This window comes from Advenella kashmirensis W13003, from assembly GCF_000506985.1.
Classification (GTDB): Bacteria; Pseudomonadota; Gammaproteobacteria; order Burkholderiales; family Burkholderiaceae_B; genus Advenella; species Advenella kashmirensis_A.
Map to the genome: position 1 here is coordinate 449,312 of NZ_KI650979.1, position 18,506 is coordinate 467,817.

Sequence of the window (18,506 nt, forward strand, 5' to 3'; positions counted from 1 at the left end):
TTCTCCTGACATAATCTCATCCTAGTTCACACTGATGCCGGCCTTTTTGATAATAGGCACCCATCGCTCGTCTTCTTTCTTCAGGTACGCCTTGAACGCTTCCGGCGTTGTACTGTGGGCCTCGGCGCCAAGCGTCTCGAAGCGCTCAATAATTGCCGGATCTTTCAGGACCTCGGTCGCTGCCGCACTGATCTTTTCCAGAATGTCTGCAGGTGTACCTTTGGGCGCCATCAAACCGGTAAAGGTATAGGCGACGGCATCTTCGATGCCGGACTCGGTCAGGGTCGGCACATCAGGCAGGCTTGCGAGCCGCTTTTGCGACGTGACGGCAAGCGGACGCAGCTTTCCGTCCTTGAGATAGGGCAAGGCCACGGACATTTGGTCGAAGCTGAAATCGACCTGCCCGCCAAGCAGATCGGTGATGGCAGGGGAATTACCTTTGTAATGAACCGTCATCCATTTGGCCCCTGTTTTGGCCAGCAGCATTTCACTCATCAGATGATTCGATGTGCCGGCGCCTGGCGAGGCCATATTCAGTTTTCCCGGATGCTGTTTTGCGTAGTCAATCAGTTCCTGGACTGTCTTGACCGGCAGGCCAGGACGCACCTGCAGGACCATGGGCGTCATGGATATCGTGGTTACCGCTTCAAAATCCCGGTCCCAGCGGTATGCATCACGATTGAAAATAATCGGGCTATAAAGAAGGGGCCCATTGGCGGCCATGAAGAATGTGTATCCATCTGGTTTGGATTTGGCAACATACTCGCCTGCGATCATGCCACCTGCGCCCGCCTTGTTTTCCACGATAAACGGTTTGCCAAAGGCTTTTGCCAGCCCCGGCGCGATGAGGCGGGCAGCCACATCCACATTTCCTCCCGGAGGATAGGGAACGACGATCGTGACTGGTTTCGAAGGCCAGTTATCTGCATACGCGGTCGATGTCAGCAGTATGGATAAGGCCATTATCATTTTTTTTACTTGCATTTGTCTCTTCCTGTAATCAATGTTGGAATCACGTGGAAAAAGATAGCAAGGGTTGAGTCCTGGCGACAATATGAAAAATGCTATTACGTCCAAATAGCGGACTAAATAGAAATTCAGCAATCACGGAACTCCCCGAAAATGGGGCATCATACAGTCTGGCATGCACTTTTGCCGCCAATGACGAATATTATTTGGACATATTTCTGGCGCTATACTACTTATGAAAATTCTCGCTGACAGCCTGGGTCCCGAGCAGACCTATAAATTATTGACAGGCATTGTCGTGCCACGACCGATTGCCTGGATAACGACTGTGTCGCCTGCCGGCCTGGTGAATGTGGCGCCCTTCAGTTGCTATACCATCGTATCCAACAAGCCGCCGATGATCGGCGTCAATATCGGTCGCAAGGCCGGCGTACGCAAGGACACGGCATCCAATCTCCTTTGCAGCGAGGAATTTGTTGTCAATATTGCAGATGAAACACTGCTGGAACCCCTGCACCGGAGCGCAGGAGAATACCCGCCCGAGATCAGCGAAGCGCAATTGCTTGATCTGGAAACCGTCCCAGGTGAATCGATGCCTGTGCCCCGTCTTGCCGCCGCCCCGATCAGTCTGGAGTGTCGACTGCATAGCGTGACGCCATATGGAGACACGGGTGCGGAATTTTTTGTCGGCGAAATCCGAGTGCTGCACATCAGGGACGGACTGCTGAATAATGGCAAAATCGACACGACTCTTTTGCGCCCGATCTGCCGTATTGCCGGGCCAAATTACGCCATGCTGGGAAAAGTCGTTACCTTGCAGCCCGTATCACAAACTCCGAAAACCGTGCTTTGAATGTAATATGGAAAAATCATGAATGCGGGCGAGAACGAAGAGCCTTTGACAGCACAACCGGCAAGCCAGACCGTTTCCCGGGCAATGAAAATCCTGAGACTGGTTGCCTGCGGTCAGGAGCACGGTGTACGTTTGACCGATATTGTAAATATTTCGGGACTGAACAGGCCGACCGCGCGTCGTATACTCAAGACCCTGCTCCAGGAACAGGCCGTGGAACAGGACCCGCTGACCCGTCGCTATCTGATCGGCAGCGAATTGACGCTACTGGGCCTGGCGCGCCGCAGGCGGTTTCCGCTACTGTCTGCCGCATCCACCTGCCTGAACCATCTTGGGCAAAGCATTGGCGACACCGCATTTCTCAGCATTCGGCACCGGCTGGATTCAATTTGTATTGCCCGCCAGACAGGCCACCATCCCATCCAGGTATTGTCTATCGATGTGGGCGCACGACGACCTCTTGGCGCAGGCGTCTCTGGAGTGGCGATTCTTTCCTGCCTGTCGCACGAAGAGCTGCAGCGGATCATCGTTGCCAATGCCAAACGCCTGGAACAGAACGCGCTAACTCCCGAGCGGCTGTTGGAGAAAGTACAACAGGCCAGAGAACTGGGCTATGCCTATGTCCAACACGGCGTCATGCCGGGTACCAGCGCGGTTGCCGTCCCGGTCGTCAATGCACAGGGCAATCCCCAGGCGGCCATTACCATCACCGCCATGTCAAACCGGCTCGATGCATCACGCCTGTCATATGTCGTCGAACAGATGAAAGAACAGGCGGCACAACTGAGCCGCCATGCAGATATCAATTGCAGTTAAGGTAAATTATTTCACCACGATACTGGCATTTTTTGCGAGCTTTACCCAGAACTCGTCCTCTTTGGTCAGGAACGTCTCGAACGCTTCCGGCGATGCCGACACGGATGACTCGGTGCCTTCGTTTGCCAGCGCTGCCTTGACTTTCGGCTGGGCCATCGCATAAACCGCAGCATCGTAGATTGTTTTCACGACCGGCGCCGGCGTATTCCGGGGAACAAAAATGCCATACCAGAATTCCAGGTTGTAGTCCGGCAACCCAGCTTCGCGCATGCCGGGCAAATTGGGCACCAGGGCTGATTTTTCGCTGGTGCTGACGGCGATCGCGCGCAGCTTGCCGCTGTTGACCTGGGACAGCACCGAGGGGGCCGTCCCAAAACTCAAGTCCGTGTCGCCGGCCATGACGGACTGAATGGCTGGCGCGCCGCCCCGGTAGGGAACGTGCGTCATTTTTGTGTCCGTCAGAAGTGTAAAGAGTGCGGCGCCCAGATGCGGCGCCGAGCCATTGCCCGATGTCGCATAGTTCAGGGAATCCGGTTTGGCTTTTGCCGTCTTGATCAGATCGGCAACGCTCTTGATATCGGTTTTGGCACTCACGGCCAGAACCAGCGGCGACGTCGTAATTTTCGTGACCGCTTTCAGGTCTTTAGCTGTGTACGACAGCCCCGGGTTCAGCGCCGGATTAATGGATATGCTGCTGGGGCTGGCGATCAGAACGGTATAGCCGTCGGCGGGCGCTTTGACGACATAGTCGGCGGCAATGCTTGATCCGGCGCCCGGTTTGTTCTCGACAACAACAGTCTGTTTCAATGCCTTGCTGAAGGCTTCGCTCATAATGCGGGCCACCGTGTCGGCTGCGCCACCCGGCGCGAAGCCAACCACAACGCGCACGGGACGACTAGGATAATCAGAAGGCTGCGCAAAAGTCTGCGTGACAATTGCGCTCACACTGCATGCAAATACAAGCTGGGCAATTTTCATTATGTTGTCTCCTCGGTGTTCCCGAATGATGTAATTTTTTATGCGGCGATGATTCGCAGCACGATTTTTCCTGCGTGTTGGCCTGCCTCCATGCAGGCTTTGGCTTCTTCCAGATCGGCAAAATCGAACTGCTTGTCAACCTGGGGAATGATTTTTCCGGAACGAAACAAAGGCAGCACTTCTTCTACAAACCGTGGGATGGCCGCCGCTCGCTGCTCTTTGGAACGCAGCTTGTTTGACACGCCGAACAGGGCAAGCCGCTTGGCATGGAAAGCCTCAATATCAAGCTCACCACGTAATACGCCGTCAACGTAACCGACGATGGCCAGCCTGCCCTCGAACGCTGCGGCGCGGATGTTCTCGGCAAAAACGCTACCGCCGACTGCATTAACGATCACGTCAGCACCATGCTGCCCGGTTGCGGCCAGCACATCGCTGGCGAAGTCGGCCGAGCGGGTATTGATCGCAACGTCCAGGCCCAGGGTTTTCAGCCTGTCGAGCTTGTCCGCTGAACCGGAGGTGCCGATGACACGCGCCCCAAGGGCTTTGGCCAGTTGCAGCGAGGCAACGCCCACGCCCGAGGACACGCCATTGATCAGCACCCATTCGCCCGACTTGACGCGCCCCTGGAGCACGAGCATATCGAAGGCAACCAGGAAGGTCAGCGGCAGGCAGGCCGCTTCTTCCCACGACAGGTTATCCGGCTTGTGCAAGGATTCGATGGCTTCCATCAGGGCATATTCAGAGAATGCCCCTGGGCAGCGGCCCATGACCTTGTCCCCAATCTTGAAATCGGTGACGTCTTTGCCAACAGCAATCACTTCGCCTGCGCCCTCGCCCCCGATCTGCTTCCAGGTGCCCGCCTTGCCATGCAGACCGTGGCCCGCCACAAATTCTCCACGGTTCAAACCGGCGGCGTGCATGCGCACCAGCATCTGTTGTGGACCGGGCTCCGGCTGGGCAATCTCCCTGCATTCCAGCTGAGTATCCGTGTCGGTCATTTGCATCCAATAGCTTTTCATTTTCTTCTCTCTCCTTTGGCCGCTGTACTTATCGACCGACAAATACAGGCTTGCGTTTTTGCATGAAGGCGGCGCGCCCTTCTGCATAGTCCTTGCTGTCGAAGCAGGCTCGGATCAATGCCGTGCATCGCTCGCTGTCGACATTGGGCGCCGACTTCAGAATTTCGGCTGTGATGGCCTTGCCCGCAGCAATCGTGATGGGTGCATTGTTGGCAAGGGCCGACGTGTATTCTTCAAGCAATGCAGGCAGCGCTTGCGACGTGCTGACTCGTGTGACGAGGCCCAGCGCTTTTGCCTCGTTCGCATCAATGCGGCGTGCGGTAAAGAACAGGTCTTTGGCCGCGCCCGGCCCGATCAGGTCAACCAGGTTTTTCATGGCGGAGTAGCGGTAACCTAGCCCCAGACGTGCGGCGGGAATGGAAAACACAGAGTTATCGGAGGCGATGCGCATGTCGCACGCGATAGCCACATTGACGCCGCCGCCAATGCAATAGCCATTGATGCAGGACAGGGTCGGCTTGGGAAAGTCCTGAATGGATGTCAGCGCATCTTCGGCCATGGCCTCATAACGGGTCACGGCTTCATGTGCGGCCCGCATGTCTTCGAACTGCGTGATATCTGCGCCGGAGACAAAGGCCTTCTCCCCCGCCCCTGAGAAAACCACCAGCCGGACGCGGTCATCAGTCCGGGCAAGCGATAACAACTGTGGTACGGCTTCCCACATGTCGACCGACAATGCGTTATGACGCGCCGGATTGTTAAATTGAATATGTAATGTGGATCCCTCCAGCCAGCTCAGAACGCGCTCTGTCGGGGACGTGTATTCGGGTTGTGACATTTAATAGACTCCGTGGGATTTCATTTGAGCCAGGACTGTATCGTCGTAGCCCAGATCTTTAAGAATTTCTGTGGTGTGCTCTCCCCGCAAGGGGGCAGATCGCGCGATGCTGCTGGGCGTTCGGCTCAGTTGGACCGGCTGGCCGACCATGCGCTGCTTGCCCAGTCGATCGGACACGACATCCTTGACGATATTCAGGTGCTGAAGCTGGGGATCCTCGAAAACCTCTTGCAGATTGTTGATCACACCGCAAGCGACGCCTCCTTCATTGAAACGTTCAATCCAGTAGGCACGATCCTGAGCGGCAAGGCGATGATTGATCTCGGCGTTGAGCGAGTCCCGATTGACGGACCTGGACGCCTTGTCGTGATAACGCTCATCAGTCACCCATTCTGGCATACCCAGAATGTTGCAGAAGCGCTCCCAGATCTTCGAGCCGAACACCGCAATATTCATGTATCCGTCACGGGCCTTGTACACGCCCGTCGGAATGCTGGTTGGATGGTAATTGCCGGCTTGTTTGGCGACTTCGCCGTCAATCAGGAAGCGGGAGGTCTGGAAGTCCATCATGTAGATCATGGATTCGAACAAAGACGTATGCAGCCACTGGCCTTTGCCGGATGCCTCGCGCTCAAGCAGGGCAACCAGTATGCCCTGTGCGGCGAAGATGCCAGCGCACAGATCGGCAATGGGAATACCCACCCGCATGGGCGCGTCGCCCGGAATACCGGTGACGGACATCAAACCGGACATGCCCTGGGCTATCTGGTCAAAACCCGGACGCTTGGCGTACGGACCGGTTTGCCCGAAACCGGAGATACTGGCATAGACCAGCCCGGGGTTATCCTGGCAAAGCGAGTCGTAATCGATCCCCAATCTGTATTTCACATCCGGACGGAAATTTTCCACCACCACGTCGGCCGTACCGATCAGTCGCTTGAGCGCGGCAATGCCTTCCGGTTCTTTCAAGTTCAGCGTAATGGATCGCTTGTTGCGATGGGTATATTGATAGTCGGAACCGTCCTGCCCGCCCAGCGTATCGTCACCGCGCATATGCTCGGGCATCTGAACCTGGATTACATCCGCCCCCCAGTCTGCCAGCTGGCGGCAGGCCGTGGGACCGGCCCGGACCTGAGTCAGATCGATGACGCGAAACCGCTTCAACGCTTCGGATGCCGCTTGGTGAACCATGATATTTCCCTCCTGAATTTGGTATCACAATCGTATTTTCCAATCAAAGTGTCTACAATATTATTATATTTGTAGACAATATTCTATTGTTTTTGGAAAAAAGATTGAGCCAGAATTCTCCGAATACGGGCTGGTGCGGTATAGTTACGAATAATTAAAACAGGATAGATTCATGGTTGTCCCTTCCCCTTCTGCACGCTCTGCGATACTTTCCCAAACAGTGGTCAGCGAACTGAAGCGCCTGATCTATTCAGGCGAATTTCTGCCGGGCGAACGCCTTAACGAGGCCACATTGGCTGTCAGAATGGGCACCAGCCGGGGACCTATCCGCGAAGCCATGAAGGTGCTGGCCGGGCTTGGCCTGGTAACGTCTGTGCCAAACAGGGGAATGTTTGTCAGGCAGCTGTCTGTGCGTGATATGGTCGAGGTGTATGAGCTGCGCGCAGTGGTTTTCGCTTTCGCAGCGGAGCGCGCCAGCCAGAATTTTTCCAGGCAAGACGCCGCGCAATTCGAGCAATTGCTAAGTGATATGGACGCTGCCTGCGAGGCCGATGATGGCACCCTTTACTATGAACTGAACCTGGCTTTTCATGAACTGATCCTCGATCTATCGGGAAACAAAAGGGCCAAGCAGGCTTATGACGATTACGTGAAAGAACTGCATCTGTTCCGGCGTAAATACTTCAACGTCAGTAAAAACATGCATACGTCAAATGTCGAACACCGGAAAATCTATGAGGCGATCGCCTCGGGCAGCCCGGCCAAAGCCTGGACGGCAGCGCAGCGTCATGTGCTGGGCGGGCGGTCCAGACTGCTGGCTACACTGGAGACGCCGCTGGGCGGATAAATGCTGATTCCATATTGAAATTCGCATAACGGAAATTCATCATCCATTTTGCCCAGAATCACCGCCCTCTTCAAAACACGCAATCAACAATTCCGTCAACACCCTTACTTTCCTTGCCGGATGCCGGCCCGGCGGACGCACCACATACGCCCCTGCGGGCGGTGGCGGATAGCGGGTCATGACCGGCACCAGCGCGCCGCAGGCCACGAACTCATCGGTGACACCATCGGGAAGCCAGGCAATACCAAGCCCGGCCAGTGCCGCGGCATTAAGCGCTGTCGCGTTATCGGCCTTGAATCTCCCCTGCGGGCGCACCGTAATAATCTTGTCGCCATCCAGAAATTGCCAGACTTCCGTTCCCTGCATCAGAGCCTGATGAGCCGACAGATCGTCCGGCGTTTCCGGAGCTCCGTGCGTTTCGATATATTCCGGGCTGGCAACCAGCTTTCCATAAATCGGCCCGACGCGCCTGGCGATCAAATCCGAGTCCTGAAGATAACCGACCCGGATCGCACAATCAAACCCTTCTGCCACGAGATCGACAAAGCGGTCGCTGTAGGAAGCATGAACATGAAGCTGAGGGTGCAGGCGTGCCATTTTGGCAAGAACGGGGGCCAAATGAGTGATGCCAAATGAAATCGGTACGGCCACCCGCAAGCGACCGCAAAGGTCACCGCTGGGCAGAATCGTTTCCCGGGCCACGTCGATCTCGGCGCACGCTCTGGCTGCGTAATCCCGGAAGGTAGCGCCCGCTTCGGTAAGCGCTGCGCCGCGGGTGGTGCGGGTAAGAAGCTGGATACCAAGCTCGGCCTCAAGCCTCAGAAGCCGGCGACTCACGATTGACTTGGAAACGCCCAGCCGGCGGGCGGCGGGGGACACGCCCCCGGCATCAGCGACTTCTACAAAGGTGTGCAGTTCTTCAATATCCATTCTTGCGTTCCCCTTTTCGCGACACAGTGTAGCACGAGGGGCAGCTACCGTACCGCGATCAGGAATGCCAGAATGCATCCTGGCTGCCTCGCAAACGGCGCCTTTTTCCCTGAAAACCCACCTCACCTACAAGGAATACTCATGACTTTTCGTAATGGCCTTGACTCGCTGCTTCGCCCCGAAGACTCGGTACTCGTTCTGATCGACCATCAGCCTTACCAGCTCACGAATGTGAACAGCCACGACCCCCATATGGTCGTAAACAACACAACGGGCCTGGCAAAGACCGCCAAGGCTTTTGGCGTGCCGACCATTCTCACAAGTGTCATTGCCGATCGCGGCGGTGTCATCTTTCCGCAAATCACAGACGTGTTTCCCGGCCAGGAGGTCATCGACAGGACATTCATCAACACCTGGGAAGATAAGAAGGTGGTAGACACGGTCAAGGCAACGGGCCGCAAGCAGCTCATCATTGCCGGCTTATGGACCGAAATCTGCGTTGCCATGCCGGCCATCCAGGCTGCCGGCGAAGGCTGGGATGTCACCGTGGTCACCGACGCGTCGGGCGGCGTGTCGGTCGAAGCACATGAAGTCGCCATTCAGCGTATGATCGCCGCGGGCGTAAATATGATGACCTGGCTGGCGGTGGCCTCCGAATGGCAGCGCGACTGGGCCCGGACCGAGCACACGGCCGAATTGAGCGAGGTACTTATCCAGCATGTCGCCGGCAGCGGTATCGCGTTGCTGTGGGAACAGCAGTTGCTCAACACACCGGTGCCGCGCAACGCAGGCTGATCAAGCCGCCAGAAACGGGTCTGGGTGTTCAAACCGGCCCGCCAATGGTAACGGCAACGCCAGCACGTCTCAATTCGTCCGCTACTGCCTGCACTGCAACGTCCAGTTCATCCCGATGCGCAGCTGCAAGCAGAACGCCTTCTCCATCTACCGCTGGCGCAATCAACAGCTTCGCATCTGCCGGAAAAGGTAGATCGCGCCAGTCACGCGCACGCCTTAGCCGGTCCATGCTTTCGTCTGAAAGGCTGTCATTGCGAAGCACCAGCGCAGTCTGCGCCTGCATATGCCAATACTGAAAGAATATATCGACCGTTGCCTCGGGCGTAATGGCAGTCGCAATATCGGCGGGCCAGGTGCGCGTCATGCGATCCAATACTCTTTTTCCGATCCAGGCACGCGGCGCACGATAAACTGACACGCCATTCGGAAGCGCCTCTTTAAAAAACAGCCGATAGGCGACCGTGCCCATTGAAATTGCCGTCCGCGCAACTGCCCTCATAACAGGATCGGGCACACTCTCATCAATAGGGAGCGGCAGAACCGTCCAATCAATCAACGCAGCGCGACTACCGGCAGGCCTGAAACCGGCAGTCTGCGATAAGGCTTCATCCCATTGGTACAGAATCCTGACAGTGATGTCCGTGCTCCCGGTCACCCGCCGCTCCTATACACGCTTCAACGCGCTACCCTTATGGGCTGCAATATGATCTGTTTTATCGCTTTCAATCTCATACTGCGGATCGTCTTCTGAACAATGACGGGTATAGCCTTTATAGTTGAAGTCGCGCGTGTGCACCTTAATGATTTTGCCAGACACCCAACCGGCCTCCGAATTCCAGCGTACATGGTCGCCAACTTGGAATTTTTCCGTCATATATCGCTCCGATTTTTATAATAAGTAAATGAAACAAAATAACCTAAATCTATCCCATAGCAATTTTTGGTTACCTATATGGTATTTATTGCAATTGTAATTAATGCTCATGTTTTGTACATTTGTATGTCTAGGCAATTATATTGATAAAAATATATTTATTATATATTTCAATTAGTTATTAGTTTATACGCTAAAACAGCGAGCCGGACTCAAACAAAAAAATGAGTCGGCTTAAGGCAATGCCCCGGTGATGCGTGAAAATCTAGAAAATCGAAAGCAGCCCGAAACCACCAAAGGAACCACTTATATGTCATCCGGCTTAGGAGCTAGTGATTATGGCTCGGTATAAAGGTAATTACAAAGACCTGTTTAAAGATACGGCGACGTATACGGTCGATTTAAAAGAAACCAAAACCGTCAAAGGACAGTCCAATAGCACGTTCAAATCGGACATGGATCTGACCGTTAGCAACGGAAAGCTGACGATGAAGGCCGATACGCTTGATGAAACCAGTACGCAATGGCTGGAAGCGGTCTGGAACTGGAAAAAGTCGGAGGTAGGCTGGGTAACCACCAAAACGTATCTCGGCATCAATATCAATCTGTATGGTGCCTTTTTTCTTACGACAGTGAATACACATTCCATCGCCGGCGGAATCGTCAGCAACGGGAAATCCAAATGGCGCAATGTGAATCTGATTCAATTGCTCTATGGGGAAGTGGCGCGACAGGAGGTTCACAAATGTGAAACACTGACGAAGGTAACAAAAGTATTTACCGGCCTCACACTCACCCAATCAGTAAAATCCTTCTGGAACAACACGGCAACGCGGATTTTATAAACGATATAAATTCTTACCTTAATTGAGAAAAAATAGTCATGACAGTGTATGGAAAGAAATTCGAAAACGTATATGAGAAGAACCTGATCTCAGATATCGATGGCGTGGAAACCGTTGAAGTCACAGGAAAAACCACATATAACTATACGAACGGTCTGACGATTGATGCGACAGGACAAACGTTCTATCGCAAAGCCAATCAAGTGAGTACAAAAACGCCGAAACATTCCCTTGATTATCAAACCTCCGAAACTTATGGAATCGCCCAGCTCGGATACGCAACCATCAACTATCAGGCAAATGTGACAAACCTTGCCGTAGCGATATGGAAAACAGAAACCTCGACTTCTTACAACCTCGCCGGTGGACTCTTTGTTAATCCATCTCCCATAAAAATGTTTCGGTCTGGCGCTCGCAAAAGAGATCATCCTCGCATATATGAGTTTCATCTGGTGCTACGGGAAAAGAAAGTAGAAGAGAGAAAAAAAATAAATGCGCTTTGTACCAAGCTCTACAAACTGCATATGTGGGGATTCTAAGCATGGCAAGGTTTAAAGGCAATGCGCATGACGTGTATGAAAAAAATGCAGATTTTATTCACGAAAGCACCCTCACAAAAACGGTTAACGATCCTTCTGAACACTTCCACAAAAGCAATATCAGCTGGACGTCCGACACCAATATTACGATTAAGAGCCCGGAAGTAGAGGAAACATATAATACTGTCATTCATAGAAAAAACGTCTCCATCTATGCCTACCTCCTTTTCAAGGGGCTCATCACGCAATACAACCAGAGCCTGTACGGTTATAGTAAAAACAAGTCGATTATGTATCTGAACTTGTCGGGGGTGACCACCAATACTGGAGTGTTCTTCATTTTACCGGGGCCCTATTTGTATTACGCGGGCGCGTTACAGATTAAAGTGAGCGCAATAACAATGGACGTCGGTTCTGTTGCAAAAGAGATGTCCCCCCCATCGACGGCAAGAAAGTTTGAAGTGGACGCCAACGGCGTAGCAACGATCGTTCGTACGACGCCAGGATTGACGTTCGTGGTCGACCCGAAAGGAGAAACCACGATTGACCAGTCAACCTCTAAAAGCAATATGAAAATCAATACTAGTAAAAGATATATAAGATCTAAAAAAGCCAAATATTATGGCGGGATATACGTCAAACGAACAACCACTCAACACCTGTCCTAAATGCAGACGATAGAACCATCCAGACTCACCATTCTGACCAGACCTTATCAGTGGCGCGGGGGAATCCGACTTGCTATCGGCATTTACGTTCTCGCGCAACAAACCAGCAAGGGATGGTACTTGCTTGACGATCAGGAACTCTGGTCGAATGTATTGCCGGAGCTCGACAGCAATGGCATGCTGGATCAGGTTATGCCCAAATCAAATCCTGAATACCTGATCAGCGGGTACGCATATACCAGCCATCAGGACACAAAAGATGCATGTATCGTGAAAGCGGAAATAGGCGATCTGCAGAAAAGCCTGCTCGTCACGGGCGACCGGTATTGGATTGGCAATCAACCCACAAAACCGCAGCCTTTCTCCAGTTTACCGATTACGTGGAAAAACGCCTTCGGCGGTGAAGGATATGAGAAAAACCCTGCGGGAAAAGGCATCAGTGAGATTGCTCTTGGTAACGAAAAAGCCCTCCCCCTCCCGAATATAGAAAGCCCTGAACGAAGGATTGCTTCCAAAAAGGACAGGCCCGAGCCCGTCTCCTTTGAACCGATAGGACCCACTCATCCCGATCGACTGAAGATGATGGGAACCTATAGCGAAGAGTGGTTTAAATATGAATTTCCCGGATTCCTGCCCGACATGAATCCCGGGATTTTCAATATGGCGCCGGACGACCAGCAATGGTCTTCAATTTCCGCTCTACCCGACAGCACCTCCTTTAAAATCTGGAATATGCACCCTGGCAAAGCATGCTGGGACGGCACGTTACCCTCACTGACCGCTCGCGCATTTATCGCACAAGAAGGCAAAGAAACGCCTTTTCAGGAAGTTGAAAATATAACGCTTTCAACAGCGTGGTTTCTGCCTGAACGTGAGTCCGTGATCCTTATGTTTCATGGGTCCGTAGAGATAGCAGATGAAGACGCGGATGACGTTGCCGTGGTGATGGGGGCAATAGAATTTGAAAAGAACCATCGTTCTCTGGAACATTACGAAAATGTCTGCGCACTTCGCCTGGATCCCGAGCTTGCACAGGATTACATTTCGGACGACGCGCAGTTAGTATCTGAAGCATTGATTGGCCCGGAAGAAGCGCCTGTTGATTATTCTCCGGACAAAAGCAAATTATCAATCCGTCTCGATACCTTTCTCCAAAAGCAGGATCAGGAAACGGCCAGCACGCTGGCGCAACATGGCATAAAAGAAGAAGATTATTTCGGCGAGTTTGTGGGACCGGAGCTTGATCTCGCTTCAATGAGCGACCAGGAACGGCAAGCCTATTTCCAAAGATCGGACGAGGCTGCAAACGAACAACTCCAGGAAATTATCAGCCAGTTCAAGACAGACAACCCCCGTGGCGCAGCGCTTTTAAGCGATATCGAAAAATCCTTCATTTCAAGCAGTGATCACGAAGCATTGGAAATTCCTGTTTCCGGCCCTCCTGATTTAAGCCATTTCGACGCACCGACAAGCGCCATCATGGGCACCCAGGAAGAGCAGGCTAAATTCGATAAACAAAAACAAAGACTTAAAGGTTACGCACGCAAGTCCTACCTGTACACTGCCCAGTATCAGGTGGCAGCGCCGCAGCCCTCTGCAGAACAAGATCAGTCGTTAAAGGAAGCGCTTTTAACGCGTTACTCGCAAGACAAAGATCTGACAAAAATGGATATGACGGGGGTCAACCTGGACGGTTTGACCTTCGAAAATGCTGATTTCTCGGAATCCTTTTTTGAAACTGCCCGCTTTTCAAACTGCGCGTTCAAAAATTGTGACTTCTCCGAAGCAGTCTTGGCGCGGAGTCACTTTATTCACTGTTTCTTTGAAAATACAGATTTTTCGCGCACCAATCTGGCTAAAGCAAAATTACAGAGATGTAAATTATTACATTGCACATTTATTGAGACTGAAATCGAAAACAGTCAGATTATTGAATCAGCGATGCAAAAATGCAAATTTGAAACGCTGGCTCCAACCGGTTTCGGATGGAATGACTCCCGGTTTACGGGCTGTAAATTTGCAATGTGCATCTTCGAAGAAGGTACGGTGCAAGGTTCTGTCTTTGATACCTGCGATTTTTTTAAGACTATATTTGAGGATAGCACACTTCAAAAAACAGAATTCAGCGCATCGATTTTTAAAGACAGTGCGTTTACCGGTACGACGTGCGAGGACTGCAGCTTTAACCAGAGCACGTTGAACAACGTGATGTTCGAGGAAAATGCACCGGTTTTAAATAGCCGTTTTTTAAAATCCCATCTGCAGGAATGCAACTTCATGGCCACGAACTTGCATGCGATTCAGTTCTACAGATGTAATTTAACAGGTTCGGATTTCACAAAAGCGCAATTGCAGCAGTGTAACTTCGATCATGTCGTCGCGCGCGATGTAATCTTCTATAAATCCGACCTGACCGGAAGCAGCTTTCGCTCGGCGAATCTTATTCAGGCGACGTTTGAAAAAGCCAATTTGGCAGATTGCGATTTTACCGGCGCCACCCTGTTTCGTACAAATGTCTCCAAGGTCAGGTTGACTCCTGAAACGAAATTTGATGGTGCTTTCAGAGAGCAGCTGGAGGTGTATCCTATACATCGTGATAAATTGAACGTCAACGCACTATTTACAAATGAGTAGAGATAAATTATTGGGATATCTGGAGCGATCCGAACCCTGCACGGGAGAATCCTTCACCAATCTGGAATTAAAAGACCTGGATTTTTCCGGAATGGTGTTCGACGAAGTCGCTTTTGACCGTTGTGATTTCACGGCTTCCGATTTGGACCAGTGCGTTTTCAATGGCTGTACGTTTCATGAAGCCATTTTTGACCAGTGCAGTTTAAGTGAAACGCTATTCCGTTCATGTGTGCTGACGCAGGCAAGCTTGGCAGGCGCCAATTTGGACAGTACCTCATTCAGCAGCACTGACCTTTCGTCGTCCATATTTAACGATGCAATAGTCGAAGACGCACTTTTTCAGGACTCTGACCTGTCCGGCGCAAAATTTAACGTAAAGCAGTTTCTCAGGGTCATTTTCCAGGACGTCGTCGCCACAAATATGGAGATTGGTGAAGTCGATATCGAAAAATCAGTATTTTATGAAATGGACATGAGTACTGTACAAATCCAAAGCCATCTGTTCAGCCAGGTCGTTCTTATTGGCTGCGATCTTCATGGGCTCGACTTATCAAACCGACGGTTTGTTTCCTGCCAGTTTACGGATGCGAAGATGGACGAGTGCAATTTACAAGGATCAGATTTGGTGCAATCTGTGTTCTCAAATACATCGCTTTCTCATGCCAACCTTGATATGGCAAAGGGCGCATTGACCTTGTTCGCACAAGCAAAAGCGTCAAACGCGACGTTCAGACACGCCATATTCGATCGCTCAATCTGGACCGAGGCCATGCTTGAAGGAGCCAACTTCAGCAAAACAAGTCTGACATATACATCTTTCACCCGCGCGCAGTGTCAAGGCGCTATTTATGACGACTGCGCACTGAACTTTTCAAATTTTGATTACGCAGATTTAAGAAAAGCCAGTTTTAAAGGGGCTCAGTTTGAACATACCTCTTTGCACGCCACCTTGACATCCGACCCTTTACTTGCCGGAAAGCGTGGCGTTGCAAAAAAGGATGAGCAATTGCTAAGGGCTGAGCTGCACAGTATTTCTACAACCGCTTGAAACAGGAAACGCATTATGTGGAACACAACTCAATTTGGTGGTGGCTATTTGGGATTTCCCGATATATGCAAAACGCCTGCGCTTGCCAATGCTCCCCTTCCTTATCCAAACTTAGGTACGCACGCTCTTGGCGTCAACCCTTGCCCATATGTATTGTTTTGTATTGCCCCGGTTCATAACAAGGGGACGAAAAAGGCAATCTCATTCGGCGATCAACCTGGCGCAACGGGTGGTATTGCTTCTCAGGTATTTATGAACCAGACTTCTCATCTTGCGAATTACTCAAGAAAGTACAAAATATGCAACAAGCCGGCAGTCAGGATGACAGGCATTGAGAAAAGCAATCGCAGAAATGTCGTGGTCATTGATATTATTCCCTGCATACAGCCGGTCACAAGAACCTACGGATAAATGACATTTATAATTTTTCAGACAGAATAATCGCTTCCATCGTATCGGGTAAATATCGAACAGGAAGCGTGGCCAGTTCTTTGATATATAACTGCGAATCTGTAATCTCGTCCTCTATTATCAACTGAGCGCGCGGTTTCTTGAGGGCGAGCGTAAAAACATAATATTCTCCGGACTCCGTCACTCTACCCGTGCTTTCGATTTTAATGACGGACGCCGTAGCGTCCGTCCCGTTCTCATAAATTCTGTTAAATCTATTGACAGAATCCGGCATCTTTATCAGTCGATTTTCCAGACGGCTGACAGCATACAACTCAATAAAAAAAATGGCGATATATAAATAATTTGATTTGAAATACCATAACTCTGCTGTTAACAACAACGCCACGACAATCTGCAACATCAAAAACTTTTTTATTGCTGTCTTTTTAGAGACTTTATCCATCCAGCACTCCATTTCAATTTACCCGCACGCAGATACCTGGTATGGTTTCCCAATCAGAAAAGGCAGCTCGCAAAGTGATCAGCCACTTTGCATATTAGTTTAATTTGCGCTGACAGAAAAGTGCAATAGCCAATAGAACATATGTCAGGGTCCGCAAAGCGCCGCGTTTATGTCGGTCCGTATCCAGCCGGCCACCACGGCATTGACCGCAATCCCGCGTGGTCCCAGCTCCATTTCCAGTGACCGCTGGATTGATAAATATGGATATAAGCGATAGACTGTTGACCACGGGAACATCAATTGATCTCGCGCTGGCCGGTCTGGGAATCGCGCAACGGGACCCGAAAGTGCGCAGCTTCGTGGATCAGTGTGTAAGGTCGTTTACGGGGTATGATCCATGAATTCATCAGATAATAGCTCGCCGCATCCTGACATCGACTTAGCGAAACTGCGCGATATCGGCTGGGGATGCTGGGACCCGATCGGGTTACTGGCACCGGGAAGCGGCAACTCGGGGAAGTGGCATGAAGAAAAAAATCTGCCGTTTGCCGATGAATATGATCATTATTTGGTTGCCGCCGCGCTCGACCTCAAAGCAGGAGCGCCTTGCCAGCAGGTCGTAGACTATCTTGTGCAAATCGAAACACAGTATATGTGTCTGGCGGAACGCGCCGATACTCATGACCGCGCCAAAGCAGTTGTCGCCGCTATACTGGCCGAAGTGGTATAACATTTTGCCACGATAGCGTCCTCATCTAGCAGCGTATAATGGCCACGGAGACTCAACTCAGCCAATTATGATGATAAGGACATTCTGGAGATGCATTTTGACATTGCCGACATGCAGCTTTTTATAAAAGTTGCAGATGCCGGGAGCCTGACTCAGGCAGCAAAAGACCGGGCACGCTCCCCCTCTGCCGCCAGCGCGCGATTAAAAAGCCTGGAAAGCCAGTTGGGTGCTCGCCTGTTCTACCGGGAACCCAATGGCCTGAGCCTGACGGCGGCAGGGATTGATTTTCTTTCCCACGCCAAAAAGATCGTCTCCGAATATGAATTAACCAAGCGGCGCTTTCAGAACCAGCATTATTCGGCTGCAGAACACCTGCGTATTATTGCCAATTCCGCTTCAACATCCGAAATCATTCCCGGCATCCTGTTGGAACTATTGAACCAGGATCCGAATATCACCGTTGACGTGCAACAGAAAAACACCCACCAATCCATTCGAAGCATTCTGGATAATGAGGCCGATATCGCCATGGTGGCCGGATCGGACGATTTCTCAAACGTGAATTCCATCCTGTTTGCAACCGATTACCTGGCCATTGCCACGCCCAATCATCATCCGCTGCTGGACGCCCCGCAAAAGAATCTGAAAGAGATATCCAAGTACCCGATGCTGAGCACGTCAAGCACGACGCTGCTGGATTTTCTGAACGAAAAATTCCAGGCAATAAACTCCAAGGCAAACTATCGCATTTTGCTGGATGGGTTTGAACCAATTATCAGGCTGGTCGAGGCCAATGCGGGCATTGCGATACTGCCCGAATCAGTCACGGTACGATACCGGGAAAAATTCAACTTCAGCTTCGTGCGCATAGAGGAAGAGTGGGCCCTGAGGGAGCGTCGCATCATATTCAGCAATATCGAATTTCTATCGCCATGCGCCAGAAAGCTCATCAACATCATCATAAGAAAATACCTGCAGGCCGAACCCGAAGACCAGACGATTGAACACTATCTGGAACAACGGGCAGTCCACATCGCCGCATGACAACGCTGACAGAGCCATCTTTATAGTCC

General features: G+C 51.5%; 22 protein-coding genes. 13 read left to right on the forward strand and 9 right to left on the reverse strand.

Annotation, left to right across the window (positions count from 1 at the left end; all coding sequences use genetic code 11):
* Positions 1 to 21: 21 nt before the first annotated feature.
* Positions 22 to 984 carry a Bug family tripartite tricarboxylate transporter substrate binding protein gene (locus tag W822_RS26230; protein WP_024003486.1) on the reverse strand — a complete coding sequence of 321 codons (963 nt, stop codon included), beginning with the start codon at positions 982 to 984 and terminating at the stop codon, positions 22 to 24.
* Positions 985 to 1,204: 220 nt separating this feature from the next.
* Between W822_RS26230 and W822_RS26235 the strand changes: the two genes are divergently transcribed.
* Together W822_RS26235 and W822_RS26240 are read left to right on the forward strand one after the other, a co-directional pair.
* Positions 1,205 to 1,822, forward strand: a complete 618-nt coding sequence (locus W822_RS26235; protein WP_024003487.1) for a flavin reductase family protein — start codon at positions 1,205 to 1,207, stop codon at positions 1,820 to 1,822.
* Between the two features lie 18 nt (positions 1,823 to 1,840).
* Complete coding sequence (locus W822_RS26240) at positions 1,841 to 2,638, forward strand: IclR family transcriptional regulator (protein ID WP_024003488.1); 798 nt, start codon at positions 1,841 to 1,843, stop codon at positions 2,636 to 2,638.
* Between the two features lie 6 nt (positions 2,639 to 2,644).
* Here W822_RS26240 and W822_RS26245 read toward each other — a convergent pair whose 3' ends face one another.
* The 4 genes from W822_RS26245 to W822_RS26260 are packed head-to-tail and all read right to left on the reverse strand — an operon-like array spanning position 2,645 to position 6,667.
* On the reverse strand, positions 2,645 to 3,616 hold the full coding sequence (locus W822_RS26245; RefSeq protein ID WP_024003489.1) for a Bug family tripartite tricarboxylate transporter substrate binding protein: 972 nt from the start codon (positions 3,614 to 3,616) through the stop codon (positions 2,645 to 2,647).
* Between the two features lie 38 nt (positions 3,617 to 3,654).
* Complete coding sequence (locus tag W822_RS26250) at positions 3,655 to 4,638, reverse strand: zinc-binding dehydrogenase (RefSeq protein ID WP_024003490.1); 984 nt, start codon at positions 4,636 to 4,638, stop codon at positions 3,655 to 3,657.
* A gap of 28 nt (positions 4,639 to 4,666) precedes the next feature.
* On the reverse strand, positions 4,667 to 5,476 hold the full coding sequence (locus W822_RS26255) for an enoyl-CoA hydratase (protein ID WP_024003491.1): 810 nt from the start codon (positions 5,474 to 5,476) through the stop codon (positions 4,667 to 4,669).
* Positions 5,477 to 6,667, reverse strand: coding sequence for a CaiB/BaiF CoA transferase family protein (locus W822_RS26260; RefSeq protein ID WP_024003492.1), 1,191 nt, complete (start codon positions 6,665 to 6,667; stop codon positions 5,477 to 5,479). It lies immediately after the preceding gene.
* 172 nt (positions 6,668 to 6,839) lie between these two features.
* Here W822_RS26260 and W822_RS26265 point away from each other — a divergent pair, with 172 nt between their 5' ends.
* Positions 6,840 to 7,514, forward strand: coding sequence for a GntR family transcriptional regulator (locus tag W822_RS26265; RefSeq protein WP_024003493.1), 675 nt, complete (start codon positions 6,840 to 6,842; stop codon positions 7,512 to 7,514).
* Positions 7,515 to 7,553: 39 nt separating this feature from the next.
* Here W822_RS26265 and W822_RS26270 read toward each other — a convergent pair whose 3' ends face one another.
* Positions 7,554 to 8,444: a LysR family transcriptional regulator gene (locus W822_RS26270; protein ID WP_024003494.1), complete on the reverse strand. Its 891-nt coding sequence runs from the start codon at positions 8,442 to 8,444 to the stop codon at positions 7,554 to 7,556.
* A 141-nt stretch (positions 8,445 to 8,585) separates the two neighbouring features.
* Here W822_RS26270 and W822_RS26275 point away from each other — a divergent pair, with 141 nt between their 5' ends.
* Entirely contained in the window at positions 8,586 to 9,239 is a 654-nt protein-coding gene (locus W822_RS26275; RefSeq protein WP_024003495.1) for a hydrolase, read from the forward strand.
* Positions 9,240 to 9,267: 28 nt separating this feature from the next.
* Here the strand turns inward: W822_RS26275 and W822_RS26280 are convergent, their stop codons facing one another.
* Both W822_RS26280 and W822_RS26285 read right to left on the reverse strand, forming a co-directional pair.
* Positions 9,268 to 9,894, reverse strand: a complete 627-nt coding sequence (locus W822_RS26280; protein WP_024003496.1) for a hypothetical protein — start codon at positions 9,892 to 9,894, stop codon at positions 9,268 to 9,270.
* A gap of 9 nt (positions 9,895 to 9,903) precedes the next feature.
* The gene (locus W822_RS26285) at positions 9,904 to 10,113 is read right to left on the reverse strand and encodes a hypervirulence associated TUDOR domain-containing protein (RefSeq protein WP_024003497.1); all 210 of its coding nucleotides are present in this window, start codon (positions 10,111 to 10,113) and stop codon (positions 9,904 to 9,906) included.
* A 338-nt stretch (positions 10,114 to 10,451) separates the two neighbouring features.
* Between W822_RS26285 and W822_RS26290 the strand changes: the two genes are divergently transcribed.
* The 6 genes from W822_RS26290 to W822_RS45745 are packed head-to-tail and all read left to right on the forward strand — an operon-like array spanning position 10,452 to position 16,258.
* On the forward strand, positions 10,452 to 10,958 hold the full coding sequence (locus W822_RS26290) for a hypothetical protein (RefSeq protein ID WP_024003498.1): 507 nt from the start codon (positions 10,452 to 10,454) through the stop codon (positions 10,956 to 10,958).
* A 38-nt stretch (positions 10,959 to 10,996) separates the two neighbouring features.
* On the forward strand, positions 10,997 to 11,497 hold the full coding sequence (locus W822_RS26295) for a hypothetical protein (protein ID WP_024003499.1): 501 nt from the start codon (positions 10,997 to 10,999) through the stop codon (positions 11,495 to 11,497).
* 2 nt (positions 11,498 to 11,499) lie between these two features.
* Complete coding sequence (locus W822_RS26300; RefSeq protein ID WP_024003500.1) at positions 11,500 to 12,165, forward strand: hypothetical protein; 666 nt, start codon at positions 11,500 to 11,502, stop codon at positions 12,163 to 12,165.
* Positions 12,166 to 14,799 carry a DUF2169 family type VI secretion system accessory protein gene (locus W822_RS26305; RefSeq protein ID WP_024003501.1) on the forward strand — a complete coding sequence of 878 codons (2,634 nt, stop codon included), beginning with the start codon at positions 12,166 to 12,168 and terminating at the stop codon, positions 14,797 to 14,799.
* Positions 14,792 to 15,847 carry a pentapeptide repeat-containing protein gene (locus tag W822_RS26310; protein WP_081724254.1) on the forward strand — a complete coding sequence of 352 codons (1,056 nt, stop codon included), beginning with the start codon at positions 14,792 to 14,794 and terminating at the stop codon, positions 15,845 to 15,847. The genes W822_RS26305 and W822_RS26310 overlap by 8 nt, the downstream gene beginning before the upstream one ends.
* Before the next feature lie 15 nt (positions 15,848 to 15,862).
* A complete protein-coding gene (locus W822_RS45745; RefSeq protein WP_024003503.1) occupies positions 15,863 to 16,258 on the forward strand; it encodes a DUF4150 domain-containing protein in 396 nt (131 codons plus the stop codon).
* A gap of 7 nt (positions 16,259 to 16,265) precedes the next feature.
* Here the strand turns inward: W822_RS45745 and W822_RS26315 are convergent, their stop codons facing one another.
* Positions 16,266 to 16,703, reverse strand: coding sequence for a hypothetical protein (locus W822_RS26315; RefSeq protein ID WP_024003504.1), 438 nt, complete (start codon positions 16,701 to 16,703; stop codon positions 16,266 to 16,268).
* 260 nt (positions 16,704 to 16,963) lie between these two features.
* On the opposite strand from W822_RS26315, the gene W822_RS46300 reads away from it, so the two are divergent.
* The 3 genes from W822_RS46300 to W822_RS26325 all read left to right on the forward strand — a co-directional run bounded on the left by W822_RS46300 (position 16,964) and on the right by W822_RS26325 (position 18,477).
* On the forward strand, positions 16,964 to 17,104 hold the full coding sequence (locus tag W822_RS46300; RefSeq protein ID WP_155848070.1) for a hypothetical protein: 141 nt from the start codon (positions 16,964 to 16,966) through the stop codon (positions 17,102 to 17,104).
* Entirely contained in the window at positions 17,101 to 17,433 is a 333-nt protein-coding gene (locus tag W822_RS26320; protein ID WP_024003505.1) for a hypothetical protein, read from the forward strand. Before W822_RS46300 ends, W822_RS26320 begins: the two co-directional genes overlap by 4 nt.
* A gap of 90 nt (positions 17,434 to 17,523) precedes the next feature.
* Entirely contained in the window at positions 17,524 to 18,477 is a 954-nt protein-coding gene (locus W822_RS26325; RefSeq protein WP_024003506.1) for a LysR family transcriptional regulator, read from the forward strand.
* Positions 18,478 to 18,506: the final 29 nt, after the last annotated feature.